General features: G+C 67.8%; 12 protein-coding genes and 2 pseudogenes. 8 read left to right on the top strand and 6 right to left on the bottom strand.

Going from position 1 to position 12,105, the window contains the following annotated elements; translation table 11 throughout:
* The 4 genes from ACFY0T_RS03205 to ACFY0T_RS03220 all read right to left on the bottom strand — a co-directional run.
* The coding region (locus tag ACFY0T_RS03205) for a tetratricopeptide repeat protein (protein ID WP_388864279.1) at window positions 1–2,220 on the bottom strand (2,220 nt) is incomplete at its 3' end.
* A complete protein-coding gene (locus tag ACFY0T_RS03210; RefSeq protein WP_388864280.1) occupies window positions 2,217–2,714 on the bottom strand; it encodes a hypothetical protein in 498 nt (165 codons plus the stop codon). The genes ACFY0T_RS03210 and ACFY0T_RS03205, both read right to left, overlap by 4 nt.
* Window positions 2,715–3,224: 510 nt before the next feature.
* A complete protein-coding gene (locus ACFY0T_RS03215; RefSeq protein ID WP_388864281.1) occupies window positions 3,225–3,536 on the bottom strand; it encodes a hypothetical protein in 312 nt (103 codons plus the stop codon).
* Between the two features lie 331 nt (window positions 3,537–3,867).
* The gene (locus tag ACFY0T_RS03220; protein ID WP_388864282.1) at window positions 3,868–4,608 is read right to left on the bottom strand and encodes a GntR family transcriptional regulator; all 741 of its coding nucleotides are present in this window, start codon (window positions 4,606–4,608) and stop codon (window positions 3,868–3,870) included.
* A 202-nt stretch (window positions 4,609–4,810) separates the two neighbouring features.
* On the opposite strand from ACFY0T_RS03220, the gene ACFY0T_RS03225 reads away from it, so the two are divergent.
* From ACFY0T_RS03225 to ACFY0T_RS03255, 7 genes are all read left to right on the top strand, one after another.
* The gene (locus ACFY0T_RS03225; protein WP_388864283.1) at window positions 4,811–5,158 is read left to right on the top strand and encodes a hypothetical protein; all 348 of its coding nucleotides are present in this window, start codon (window positions 4,811–4,813) and stop codon (window positions 5,156–5,158) included.
* Window positions 5,158–6,477 carry an FtsK/SpoIIIE domain-containing protein gene (locus tag ACFY0T_RS03230; protein ID WP_388864284.1) on the top strand — a complete coding sequence of 440 codons (1,320 nt, stop codon included), beginning with the start codon at window positions 5,158–5,160 and terminating at the stop codon, window positions 6,475–6,477. Before ACFY0T_RS03225 ends, ACFY0T_RS03230 begins: the two co-directional genes overlap by 1 nt.
* 12 nt (window positions 6,478–6,489) lie before the next feature.
* Window positions 6,490–6,684, top strand: coding sequence for a hypothetical protein (locus ACFY0T_RS03235; RefSeq protein WP_388864285.1), 195 nt, complete (start codon window positions 6,490–6,492; stop codon window positions 6,682–6,684).
* A 47-nt stretch (window positions 6,685–6,731) separates the two neighbouring features.
* Entirely contained in the window at window positions 6,732–7,022 is a 291-nt protein-coding gene (locus ACFY0T_RS03240; RefSeq protein ID WP_388864286.1) for a hypothetical protein, read from the top strand.
* A 358-nt stretch (window positions 7,023–7,380) separates the two neighbouring features.
* On the top strand, window positions 7,381–8,742 hold the full coding sequence (locus ACFY0T_RS03245; protein WP_388864287.1) for a replication initiator: 1,362 nt from the start codon (window positions 7,381–7,383) through the stop codon (window positions 8,740–8,742).
* The gene (locus ACFY0T_RS03250) at window positions 8,732–8,944 is read left to right on the top strand and encodes a helix-turn-helix transcriptional regulator (RefSeq protein WP_388864288.1); all 213 of its coding nucleotides are present in this window, start codon (window positions 8,732–8,734) and stop codon (window positions 8,942–8,944) included. Before ACFY0T_RS03245 ends, ACFY0T_RS03250 begins: the two co-directional genes overlap by 11 nt.
* A complete protein-coding gene (locus ACFY0T_RS03255) occupies window positions 8,941–10,329 on the top strand; it encodes a tyrosine-type recombinase/integrase (RefSeq protein WP_388864289.1) in 1,389 nt (462 codons plus the stop codon). Before ACFY0T_RS03250 ends, ACFY0T_RS03255 begins: the two co-directional genes overlap by 4 nt.
* Window positions 10,330–10,747: 418 nt before the next feature.
* On the opposite strand, the gene ACFY0T_RS03260 is transcribed toward ACFY0T_RS03255, so the two are convergent.
* On the bottom strand, window positions 10,748–10,942 hold the full coding sequence (locus ACFY0T_RS03260) for a DUF397 domain-containing protein (RefSeq protein ID WP_388864290.1): 195 nt from the start codon (window positions 10,940–10,942) through the stop codon (window positions 10,748–10,750).
* Between the two features lie 434 nt (window positions 10,943–11,376).
* On the opposite strand from ACFY0T_RS03260, the pseudogene ACFY0T_RS03265 reads away from it, so the two are divergent.
* Window positions 11,377–11,697: pseudogene (locus ACFY0T_RS03265) on the top strand (transposase); the annotation flags it as partial.
* 54 nt (window positions 11,698–11,751) lie between these two features.
* Here the strand turns inward: ACFY0T_RS03265 and ACFY0T_RS03270 are convergent.
* Window positions 11,752–12,094, bottom strand: a pseudogene (locus ACFY0T_RS03270) (transposase); the annotation flags it as partial.
* Window positions 12,095–12,105: the final 11 nt, after the last annotated feature.

Here is a 12,105-nt window from a genome sequence, read left to right on the forward strand (position 1 = left end):
CTGATAGGCATTGGCGAGGTTGTTGCGGCTGTTCAGGGTGTCGGGGTGGGTGTCGCCCAAGGCCTGCTCGCGTTGGGCGAGGGTGATCTCCAGCAAGGGGACGGCACTGTCCAGATCGCCCGCCGCCTGATAGGCATTGGCGAGGTTGTTGCGGCTGTTCAGGGTGTGGGGGTGGGTGTCGCCCAGGATCTGCTCGCGTTGGGCGAGGGTGGCCACATGCAGGGGGATGGCGCGTCGCAGATCGCCTGCCGCCTGATAGGCATTGGCGAGGTTGTTGCGGCTGTTCAGGGTGTCGGGGTGGGTGTCGCCCAAGGCCTGCTCGCGTTGGGCGAGGGTGATCTCCAGCAGGAGAATGGCGCGTCGCAGATCGCCCGCCGCCTGATAGGCGCTCGCGAGGTTGTTGCGGCTGTTCAGGGTGTCGAGGTGGGTGTCGCCCAGGATCTGCTCGCACTGGGCGAGGGTGACCTCCAGCAGAGGGATGGCGCGATCCAGATCGCCCGCATCTTGGTAGGCGCCTGCGAGGTTGTTGCGGCTGACCAGGGTGCTGGGGTGGGTGTCGCCCAGGATCTGCTCGCACTGGGCGAGGGTGACCTCCAGCAGAGGGATGGCGCGATCCAGATCGCCCGCATCTTGGTAGGCGGTGGCGAGGTTGTTGCGGCTGGTCAGGGTGTTGGGGTGGGTGTCGCCCAGGATCTGCTCGCACTGGGCGAGGGCAGCCTCCAGCAGAGGGATGGCGCGTCGCAGATCGCCCGCCGCCTGATAGGCGCTCGCGACGTTGTTGCGACTGTTCAGGGTGCCAGGGTGCGTATTGCCTAAGGCCTGCTCGCACTGGGTGAGGACGGCCTCCAGCAGGGGTATGGCGCGGGCAGTGTGGCCCTGCTGGTGGAGTCGTTGGGCAGCGGTCTCATACGCATCGGCGAGTGGGGCGTTGTGGTGTTCGGACGGTCTGGTGGCTGCGAGGGTGACGAGGTGGGGTGTGAGGGCGTCCCACTGGTCTTCGGCGGGAGCGTCTCGGCCCGACAGCGGAGTCAGGCTGCGGAGGACCGCCCGTTCGGCGCCGTCGCGTCCACGCAGGTGCCGGGTCGACTGGGTGTCGTCAGTGTTCCGCGGGGCGCGTAGGACGGTTTGGACCAGGCGGTGGACGCTCAGAGTGGTGCCGGTGTCGGTGACCATGCTGTAGGCGGCAAGTGTTCCGACTGCTTCGGCGATGTCGTCCGGGTCAGTGCCGGGCGCGGTGAGCAGGCTGTGGGGGATGTCATCAGGTGCCAGCCAGGCAGCGGTGTGCAGCACCTCCACGGCCAGCGGATCGATCCTCTCCAGGGCGTGGAGGGTGACGTTCCAGATGCGGGCGATGGTGCGTTCGGAGTCGGTGCCGTGGGCGGACTTCGCAAGTTTGATTTCCAGGCGACGGCGGTAGGCATCGAGGCTAATGCCGCGATTCTGCGCGAGGTAGGCGCCGGCCTGCTTGATCGCCAAAGGGAAGTACCCCAACTCGGCGGCAAGGGCCCGCGCCTCGGCCTGCGCGCGGGGTGCGGGGCTGGTCGCCTTGAACACGAGCCAGCACAACAGGGCCGTGGCGTCGTCAGGTTCGAGGTTGCCCAGAGTCAGGGTGGAGGCACTGTCGGGCCAGCCGGTGGTGAGGCGGCTGGTGGCAAGGTGATGGCCTTGGTGGAGTGCGCCGGTGTAGGGAGTGAGGTCGTCGGGGTTTTCCACATTGTCGTAAACCAGGAGCCAGTCCGGATGCCAGGCGAGCCACTGCATCGCCCACGCCACCAGCGCTCCCCGTTCGGCGGTGGTGTCCCAGCCGGGGACCAGGGTCTGCGTGAGGCTGGTGAGGGAGGTCTCGATCTCGTCAGGGGACGCGGCGTTGATCCACCAGATCAGGGCGTAGTCGCCGCGATGGCGGTGCGCGTAGTGCAGGGCGAGCGTGCTCTTGCCGATCCCGCCCAATCCATGGACCGTCCCGCTCTGCGTGATCGCCCCCTCGTGTCGGCTGGTCAGGATGCGCCGCAGCTCGACCAGTTCGTCCTCCCGCCCCAGGCACAGAGCGGCCGGGGGCAGATTGGAGGTGCCCGGGGCCGCAGTGACCTTCTCCGGCGTGTGCAGTGCCTCGGTGGGAAGTACGTCGCCGGTGTAGGCGTTGGCGATTTGCTCGGCGGCGATGGACCTTTGTCCGCCCGCCTCGATCCGCAACCGAGACAGGTCGTCGTTGGTACTCACGACCGCTGCGCGGTGTGACCATCACCGGTGATCGCGGTACCGATGTACTGAGCGGCGATCGACCGCTCACCGGAAGCCGTGACAGTCACCGAACCGGCAACCGGCGTCCGCAGCATCGCGGACAGTTCCGCGCGCAACTCGGCATCGTCCTGCAACGCCTGCCTGAGCAGCCTGCCCAACACCGCCGCGGTGTAGGACGCGTCCTGTTCGTCGGCGGCCTCATCCACCACCCGTTCCAGTTCCGCCTGGCCAGTCTCGTCCCGGCGCCGCCACACCGCCTGAAGAATGCGCCGCCCCAGCGTCGCGGTGGCGTCCGCGGCTGCGTCCTCGGCCCGGGTAAGAACAGCCGCCCCGTACGCACCGACCGCAGTCGTCAGATACGGACCTGCCTGCTCAACCAACTGCACGATCTCAGCACTCACTTGTTCCCCGATCCATGCGGCCCCGAAAGGGATCAGGATAGAAAAGCCAAACCCCGCATGAGGCCAAAACACCCGAACCGTCCACAGCGGTCGGCGTACCTTCCATCCGCGGCTGGCCCATGTCCGCCCTGTGGATCGGGGCCTCCAGCGTGGCCCGACCGAACCGAGCACAGATTTGAACTCTGGCCTCACACTTATCAAGTCGATCACGGTCCCCCTGGGAGCACGAAGAACTCTAGTTTGGCGCCGACGTGATGACCGCGGGGGACCGCTCCCGTCCGGCCCCGTACGCCGCTGTTGGTGTCAGCCGTTGGTGTCAGGTCCGAAGGGATCAATGGGCGATTCAAGGACCGCAGCCCGGGGAGGTCAGGCACCGTTCAGGTAGGCCTGTGCTTGACCGATGAACCGTCCCATTGCCTGTGCAGCCGCGTCTTGTGTCGTGCTCGCTGCCGCGAGTTCCTCGGCGCCCTCGTTGTCCTGCGCGACAACGTCTCCGAAGGTCCGGAGCGCGATCCACCAGGCTCTAACCGTGTCGTCGAGGAGTCCAGCAGCCTCCGCTAGGTCCGGGGGGCCCTTCAAGGATCACTGCGAACATCGCTGTGGATAGATCATGCAGAGTACGGCCGCATCCACCGCGGGGTCCACGTCAGAATCGGCGTACTGCCCATGGCAGATCTTGTAGTGAACCTCGTCAAAGAGACGGGTGATGCTCATTGCTTGCTGGACGAGCGCGCCGTACGCATCTCGTTGCACCTGCCGACGCCACTGGTTGTTCGTCGCATCTATCTGTGTGCGGGTGGCCCAGCGCCCCTGCCAGGCTGCCAAGCCGGCGGCTGTCGTCGTTCCACCGATCCCCACCATGGCACCAAGTAACGCGGCAGTCGCTTGATCCATGGAGCAATTGCGCGGCTACGGCGTGTCGACGGCGTACGGGATGGAAGCTCCCCGCGCACGCCACAACGGACCCGCGGTCGTGAACGGTGCCCCCTCCATCCCGGTGCTGGCCGGTCCCCCGCCGGAGGCATCGTTCTGACCGTGGCTTTGCCCGTCCAGGTTCTACTCAGGGCCGTAACTCGCTTGCGGCCCCAGGGGACCGGCCCCGGCGCCGTAGGCGCAGAGGGGCCGGGCCCAAGGGGCCAGCCCGCGCTTGCGCGGGCCCTTGATGACGTAGAGAAATTCTGAGCCAACCAAGATCCGCTTGCCGTGTCCGCTTGCCGCTCCCCGGCTACAGCCTGAAGGAGAGTTCCAAGTCGTCGCCCGGAAGGTGGAACTCCTCAAGAGAGAGCGGCTTCTCTCTCTCGTTGAGTGTCACGCGAATGACGTGCAGCAGTGGGACCCCGTCCGGGAGGCGGAGGGCCTGGGCTTGGTCGGGGAGGGGCATACGGGTGCGGATGTACTCCGTGAAGTGGAGTTCGTGGCCGAGTTCCGCGAGTGCCTCGTAGAGCTCCGGCGCGGGCGGCGGCGCTTCCTCCTCGTACTTGGTGTCGACCAGTACCGAGAACGGCACGTACGTGCGGTGGAGTTGGCGGAGGCGGCCGTTGTCGGCGGTCTGCAAGGCGTCGTACGTGAACATCGGCTCGCCCGGTGGGATGTGCAGGAGATCCGCCAGAGCTAGCGGGGCGTCCGTGCGGGTGGCTACCGGTGGCTCGGCATCTGTCCATCGGATGCCGTCGGCCTCCACGTACCGGCCATCGGGTGCGAGGCGTGCGCCGCGCGGGCGCGTGAGGCTTGGGCGGCTCTGGGGCGAGCGGGCGAACGTGCCCCTCCCCATGATCGCCTCGACGAGACCGGATGCCCGTAGCTCCGTGAGCCCCTGACGGACTGTGGGGCGTGTCACGCCGAACTGCTTTGCCAACGCCTCCTCGGACGGGAGTGGTTGGCCGGCGGGGAAGGTGCCGTTCAGGATGCCTTCGCGCAGGTAGTCGGCGATCTGCCGGTACTTCGGCTGCGTCTTCTTCGGCGGCATGCGGGCCCTCCGTGGCCGTGGTCGCCTCTCGGCTGTTCGTCTCCGGAGACAGCTTGTCTTCCTGCGGAGACAGCATCTCCCATCACAAGACGGTTGACAACCCGTACTACGGGTCGCCACTCTGGAATGGACACCCGTACTACGGGTGGTCTAGCAACCCGAAGGATTGGCCTTCGGGTGCCAGAGAGAAGGAGTTCAGACAGTGGCAAGCCTTCCGATCGACACCGCGAAGTTCACGGGGATCATCTGTGCCGTTCCCCCGACTCCGCGGGTTGCCAATCGTGAGACCGGTCAGCTTCGCGTTGACCGTGAGACCGGAAAGACCATGTACCAAGTCGGCCTCTGCCTGATGGCCGGGGCCTCGGCGGACGTGGTGAACGTGAGCGTGGCCGGGGAGCCGACCGGCGTGCAGCTCGGTATGCCGGTGGCCGTGCGGGACTTGGTCGCCACCCCGTGGGAGAACGACGGGCGGCACGGGGTCGCCTTCCGCGCCGCGGAGATCCGCCCCCTGAGCGCTCCGGCTTCGGCGGGGAAGGGGGCCGGGCAGTGATGATCCTGGCCTCCACCCCTTCGGTCGGGGCGACCTGGCCGAGTTGGGTTCTGGTGGTGGCTGCAGTGCTGGTGTCGGGTCTATTCTCCGCGGGCCCGGCCCTGCGCCGCCGCTATCCCGTGGCCTGGTGGCTGTTAATCGGCTTCCCGGTCGTGGCGTTCCGGGTGACGTACACCTGGCGGCCCTTGATGGCTGGGTGCGGGTTGGCCGTGAGCCGTCGACCCGCGCTGACCGTGGTGTCCGGACTCGTCGGCAACGGGGCGCCTCCGCCTCAGCCGCGCGTGCCCCAGCGCGGGCTCATACGACCGACCACCGGCGGATTCTGGTTGCTGGTGCGGCTGTTGCCAGGGCAGGTGCCCGAGGACTTCGTCAAGGCGGCGCCCGCCATGGCGGAGGACTGGCAGGTCCATGGGGTACGAGTGACCTCCTGGAAGCCGGGAATCGTACGGATCGCCGCTTCGGTGTCCGACCCCTTGGCCGCTCCGCGCGTGCCGAAGCTGCGCGGGCCCGGTCATCTGCTCCGGGTGACGGTGGGCGCTCTGGAGACCGGCGCCGCATGGGTGGTAGATCTGCGCCGTGTGCCGCACTGGCTGATCGTCGGTGCAACCCGTTCCGGCAAGTCGACGCTGATCAATGCGCTCGTTGCGGGCCTGGCTCCGCAACCGGTCGCGTTGGTCGGGATCGACTGCAAGGGCGGCATGGAACTGTCGCTCTACGAGCCCCGGTTGTCCGCGCTCGCGACCAACCGTGAACAGGCGGTCAAGCTCCTGGCGGCGCTCGTAGACCTGACGCTCGACCGCATGACCGTCTGCCGAGCGGCTCGCGTGCGCAACATCTGGGGCTTGCCCGAGAAGGAACGCCCGGTCCCCGTGGTCGTGATCGTTGACGAGATCGCTGAACTGTTCCTCGTCGCGAGCCGGAATGAGAAGGACGAAGCTCAAGCGGCCGGTACGGCGTTGATTCGGCTGGCCCAACTCGGCGCGGCGCTAGGGGTGTTCCTCGTCGTAGCCGGCCAACGGGTCGGCTCCGACCTGGGGCCTGGGGTCACGGCACTGCGGGCTCAACTTGGCGGGCGCGTGTGCCACCGCGTGGCCGACCCAGGTACCGCGGAAATGGCGCTCGGAGACCTCAACCCCGACGCGCTCAAGGCGGCGCAAGCCATCACGCCGGAACAGGCCGGTACCGCGGTCCTGGCCTCCGGCGACGGATGGGAACGAGCTCGCTCCCACCTGATCACTGAGGCGGAGGCGGAAGTCGTCGCGGCGGAGTACGCGCACCTGGCCCCGGTCCTGCCCGATCTGCTCGCTGACGCGAAGTGAGAGGTGCCTGCCGTGCTGGTGTCCATGTCGGCCGCCCTGCTGCTTGGCCTCCTGATCTGGTTCCTGTTGCGCATCCGCTATCTGCGCCGGGCCGATGTGCTGCTCTGCGGAGTCTTCGGCTTCCTGGTCGCAAGGACCGTGGCCGCGCCGCTTGTTCAGGCGCTCCTCGTCGGCGTCGGCAGCTTCCTCGGCCAACTCCGCTTCTGAAGCAACCCAACCCGACCACTGCAAGAACAGAGAGAGGTGGGCGAGCCATGCCCGAGTACGCCATCCGCTCCGGTGACCGTGCCGCGTTCATCGCCGGTCTTCGCGAGCTGGCGGACTTCCTCACCGCCAACCCCAGTGCCCTCGTGCCGCGTACCGCGTCCTTCGGCGTCTTCGTCGACGCCTTCGAGTCCGACGCTCGCAGAAAGGGGGCGGAATACGTCGCCGCCCCGCTCGGCGTCCCGGTGGAGGACATCGGCGAGGGCTACTACGACGCACGCCGCACCTTCGGACCGATCGCGTACAGCGTCATCGCGATACCGCCCGAGGAGCGGCAGTGATCGCCCGTACGAAGGGCTCCCGACGGGGCGCGAAGTCGCCAAACCCGACCCCGTCAGGAACCCACTCCATCCGCCACATGAGCAGTGAAAGGAGCACTCACACTTTGTCCACCGCGCATCGTTCGCGCAAATCCCCTCTGCCGGAATGTGAACTGAGGGGCCCCGATTCCGAACGGTCGACCTGCGTAGGACGCGAACAAGTCGTCCTCGTCGGCCTCGACGGATACGAGCGGCACGTGTGTCCGGGCCACGCCGCCGCGCTATGGCTCACCGATCCGACCCTCCGTTTCAGTGCCAAGACCCGACCGGAAGCGATCACTGCCGTGATGTGGCAGGCGTTCGGGGGCGGTGGTCGGCGATGACCGCACCGGTGCCGAACAGCGTTGCCGCTCTGGTCGCCAGAGCATCTGAGCCGGAGTTCGCGGCCTGGCGGCGCAACGTCGTCCGCCTCGGCGGCTGCACCAACCCGATTCACCTGGTCGGCGGGGCGACCGTCTTCGACACGACTACCGGCGAGGCTCTGTTCTCGTACGGGTCGGATGTCTACGGCGGTCGGCTGCTGACCGCATGTGGCAATCGGCGGGCGACGGTCTGTCCGACCTGTTCCCGCCTCTACCGGACGGATACTTATCAGCTGATCCGGGCCGGGCTCGTCGGCGGCAAGAACGTCACGGAGGCGGTGAACGGGCACCCTCGGGTGTTCGTCACCGTCACCGCGCCCGGCTTCGGCCCTGTCCATACCCGCCGGGAACGCGACGGGCGTGTACGGGCCTGTCGTCCCCGGAAGGCGGGGGAGCGCTGCCCGCACGGACTGCCGATCGGATGTCATGAGCGGCATGCGGCGGATGAGCCGCGCCTCGGTGAGCCGCTGTGCCCGCGCTGCTACGACTACGCCGGAGCCGTGCTCTGGCAGGCGTATGCCGGTCGGCTCTGGCACCGCTTCACGCTGGAGCTGCGCCGTGAGATCGCGCGGCGGGTCGGGGTGTCCCGTACGGAGTTCGTAGAGGTGGCGCGGCTGTCGTACGCGAAGGTGGCCGAGTACCAGCGGCGGGGCCTGGTCCACTTCCATGCCGTGATCCGTCTCGACGGACCAGACGGACCGGCCTCGCCCCCGCTCGGCTGGGCGACAACGACTCTGCTGGCGGACGCGGTAACGGCGGCCGTCGGTCGGGTGCGGCTCATGGCTCCCGGCGCGGATGTCGTCGGCGCGCGCGTACTGCGCTTCGGCGAACAGGTCGACGTGCGACCCATCGCGGCGTTCGACGCGGGGGAGCGGCTGACCTCGGCGGCCGTGGCGGGCTACATCGCGAAGTACGCCACCAAGGGGGCTGAGTCCGCCGGCGCGGTCGACGGGCGGATTCGCCAGTCACGTGAACTGGTCATGCTGCCTGTACGGGCCCACGTGCTCCGCATGATCGGTACGTGCTGGTGGCTCGGCGGTCTGCCGGAGTTTGCACCGCTCGGGCTGCGCCGCTGGGCCCACATGCTCGGGTACGGCGGCCACTTCTCCACCAAGTCACGCCGCTACTCGACAACGTTGACCGCTCTCCGGCAGGCACGTGCCGACCACCGCGCCGAACAGCAACGGGCGTTCCTCGGCCTGGCTGATCGCCCGACCGTCACGGTCGGCCAGTGGCGCTATGCGGGGCGCGGCTACTCGCCGGAAGCGGCGCTCCTGGCTGCCTCGGTTCGGGAGGCCGGTGGTCGCCATGGTGCGTGAGAACCACGGCAAGGCGGCCGAACTGCTCACCGTGCGGCAGGTGCTCGACGAATTGGGCGGCATCTCTCGGCGCACCTTCTACCGCTGGCGGGAACTGCGCATCGCCCCTCCCTGCATCCGGCTGCCGAACGGGGAGCTCCGGGTTCGGCGTGACGTGCTCAACGACTGGTTGGAGGAGCGTGCGGAGGGGGCGGCGTCGTGAAGTCGTACAAGGTCGTCATCTGGAAGCTCAGCATCAACCGCTCCGCGAAGAATCCGACGTACTTGGTCCGCTGGTCCGTGGACGGCGAGCCGTTCCACGAGTCGCACAAGACGAAAGCGCTGGCCGACCGCTTCCGCGCAAAGCTGCTCCGGGCGGCCGACAAGGGCGAGCCGTTCGATACCGTGACGGGCCTGCCCGACTCGTTACGCGGGGGCAAAGCGACCCTGTCGCTCCTGGTACTGGCACTCAAGTACATCGATGCCCGGTGGGCGGAGGCCTCGGCGAAGCAGCGGGACAGCATGACCGACGCCTTGGCGACCGTCCTGCCCGCGCTGGTCAAGCCGGTCCGCGGTCGACCTGCTCCGGCTGATCTCCGGCGGGCGCTGCGCTCGTACGTACTGCCTCCGCCTCGGCGGGAGCGTGAGCGGCCACAGGAGATCGTGGCGGCGGCGAAGTGGATCGAGAAAGCGTCCCTTCCCGTGGCCGAACTTCAGGAGATCACTCGCGTGCACGATCTGATCGACGCGCTCACACGGAAGCTCGACGGCAAGCCTGCGGCCACACAGACCTACCGGCGGCGCCGTGCGGTCGTCTTCAACACCCTTGAATACGCAGTGGAGTTGGAGATGCTGCCTTCGAACCCACTGAGCCGGGTGCGGCGCAAGCGGGGGAAGCGGGCCGTTCAGGAAGTCGACCGCCGGGTGGTGGTCAATCCTCGGCAGGCACGGGAGCTGCTGGCGGCTGTCACGTACGTCGGCGGCTACGACCGGGCGAGTGGTCGGCGGCTGCGGGCGTTCTTCGGCTGCCTGTACTACGCGGCCATGCGGCCTAGTGAGGCGCTGGGCCTCCGCCTTTCCGACTGCACGCTCCCGGAAAAGGGCTGGGGTCGGATCGATCTGGCCGAGACCCGGCCCACCGCCGGGAAGGCGTGGACCGACTCCGGTGAGGCGCACGACAGGCGCGGCCTGAAGCAGCGGGCAGACGGCGAGGTGCGCATCGTGCCGATACCGCCCCCACTCGTGCGGATGCTCCAGGACCACATCAAGGAGTTCGGTACGGCGGAGGACGGCCGGCTGTTCGCGAGCGAGCGAGGCAACGTCGTAGCCGCGTCGTCGTACTCGCGTGCCTGGAAGCAGGCCCGGAGGCTGGCCTTCCCGCCCGGACAGGTCACCTCCGTCCTGGCGGCTCGCCCGTACGACCTGCGGCACGCGGGCGTCTCCCAGTGGCTCAACTCTGGCGTTCCGGCTCCGGAGGTGGCGGCCCGCGCTGGCAACTCGGTGGATGTGCTGATGAAGATCTACGCGAAGTGCATCGACGGCCAGGAGCAGGAGATGAACGACCGGATCCTGAAGGGTCTGGGGGTGGAGGACGACACCGAAGACTGAAACGGCCCGCACGGTCCTCACGCGAGCCCCGGAGCGATCCGGGGCTTTCGTCGTGTCGGAGGTGTGTCGGAAGCTACGCTCAAGGGGACGACAAACGGCCGTTGACCTGCCAGAAGGCAAGCCAAGATCATTACGTCGTCATTACGTGATCACTGGCAAACGGCTGCTTACAGCGGCGTGTGCCTGCACATACGCGAAGACCCCGCACTCAGCATCTCTGCTGGTCACGGGGTCTTTAGGCACCTCATACAGGGTGCCCCCGGCAGGATTCGAACCTGCGCACACGGCTCCGGAGGCCGTGGCCGCGTCCCCTGCCGCGCGACGGACAGTCAAGGTGTGCCCCGACTGTTGGTACTCGGCTGACCTGCCGGCATACAGAGGCGCTACGAACTGCTCGTTCATAGCCCCGCGTTATGCGTCAGAGTCCTGCCGCGAAGTCCACGAACGCGGCCCACTCCGAGCTCCGGAAGGCTAGGGGGTCGCGGGCGGGATCCTTGGAGTCGCGGACGTGGATGGTGCCGGGCGTTGCAGCGGCCTCCAGGCATTCGCCGCCCTCGTTACGGCTGTAGCTGCTCTTGAGCCAGTCGAGGCGCGCGCATTCCGCGGTGTTCATCGTTCCCCCAGCCAATCCACGCCGGGCACAGTCCCGTTGTCTGTAGAAGCGTGCGCGGGCCTGCGCGACTATCGCATCGTCCAGCGCAATGCACACTGGTGGCGTCCCGCCGAGTGGTGTAGCCGGTCAAGGTTCGTGAACGCGCGGGTGTCTGCCCGGGGCGTGCATCCGCTGTCGCTGCTTGCTCCCTGAGCAAGGGCAGGCCACCGCGCAAGTCTCCTTGGTGAACGGGCAGTTCAGCCGGAAGAGAGCACGATGGCCTTGTCCCAGTCTGATGCGATGAAAGGGGCCGGGCCTCCGGCTCCTGCCGGGTGCGCAGGATGCTCGGCTCAGGCAGAAGTCCGACTTCGGGGAGGCCCTCGATGGATTCACCGTACGACGGTGTGCAGTGGGTGGGAATGGACCTGCACCGTCGCCGCTCGGTCCTGGTCCGCATGGCGCCGGACGGACGGCGGCTGGGCAAGATGGTCCGCTTCAACAACGACCCCGCCCGGCTCAAGCGGGAGATCTCCAAGGCTGGCCCGCAGGCGAAGGTGGTGCTGGAGGCTACCCTCGGCTGGTACTGGGCCGCCGACGCACTGGCGGACGTCGGTGCAGAGGTTCACTTGGCCCATCCCTTGGAAGTGAAGGCGTTCACCTATCGCCGGGTGAAGAACGACGAACGCGATGTCGCAGACCTGGCCGATCTGCTGCGGCTCGGGCGGCTGCCGGAGGCATGGCTCGCTCCTCCGGACGTGCGTGAGCTGCGGGAACTGGTGTGCGGCCGACGCAAGTTGGTGCAGCTACGCACCAACTGCCGCAACCAGGCCCACGGCGTGCGTGCGCGGAGTCGAGGACCACGCGGTAGACGTCGATCAGGCCGGCGTCGTCCAACTGGCGCAGGACCGCCTCGTGCAGACGGCCCCACACGCCGGCTCTCGACCAGATCATGAACCGCCGGTGCGCGGTCGACTTCGATATCCCGAAACACGGCGGCAGAGCCCGCCACAAACACCCGCTGACCAGCACGTAGATGATCGCTGCGAACAGCGTCTCGTCAGGCGTATTCGCAGTTCCGCCACCCTGCGGCCGTGCCTGGCCCTCCGGGATCAACGGCCGAGCGATCTCCCACAAGCCGTCCGGAACAATCCAACCCCATGTACCCCGCCCCATGGACAGCCCAA

It is taken from the genome of Streptomyces sp. NPDC001530 (assembly GCF_042894545.1).
Taxonomy (GTDB): domain Bacteria; phylum Actinomycetota; class Actinomycetes; order Streptomycetales; family Streptomycetaceae; genus Streptomyces.

Bases quoted from the DNA above. Each gene is read 5' to 3' on its own strand.
- ACFY0T_RS03215 (WP_388864281.1), bottom strand. From the start codon at position 3,536: ATGGATCAAGCGACTGCCGCGTTACTTGGTGCCATGGTGGGGATCGGT.
- ACFY0T_RS03245 (WP_388864287.1), top strand. From the start codon at position 7,381: ATGACCGCACCGGTGCCGAACAGCGTTGCCGCTCTGGTCGCCAGAGCA.
- ACFY0T_RS03250 (WP_388864288.1), top strand. From the start codon at position 8,732: ATGGTGCGTGAGAACCACGGCAAGGCGGCCGAACTGCTCACCGTGCGG.
- ACFY0T_RS03260 (WP_388864290.1), bottom strand. From the start codon at position 10,942: ATGAACACCGCGGAATGCGCGCGCCTCGACTGGCTCAAGAGCAGCTAC.
- ACFY0T_RS03220 (WP_388864282.1), bottom strand. From the start codon at position 4,608: ATGCCGCCGAAGAAGACGCAGCCGAAGTACCGGCAGATCGCCGACTAC.
- ACFY0T_RS03230 (WP_388864284.1), top strand. From the start codon at position 5,158: ATGATCCTGGCCTCCACCCCTTCGGTCGGGGCGACCTGGCCGAGTTGG.
- ACFY0T_RS03240 (WP_388864286.1), top strand. From the start codon at position 6,732: ATGCCCGAGTACGCCATCCGCTCCGGTGACCGTGCCGCGTTCATCGCC.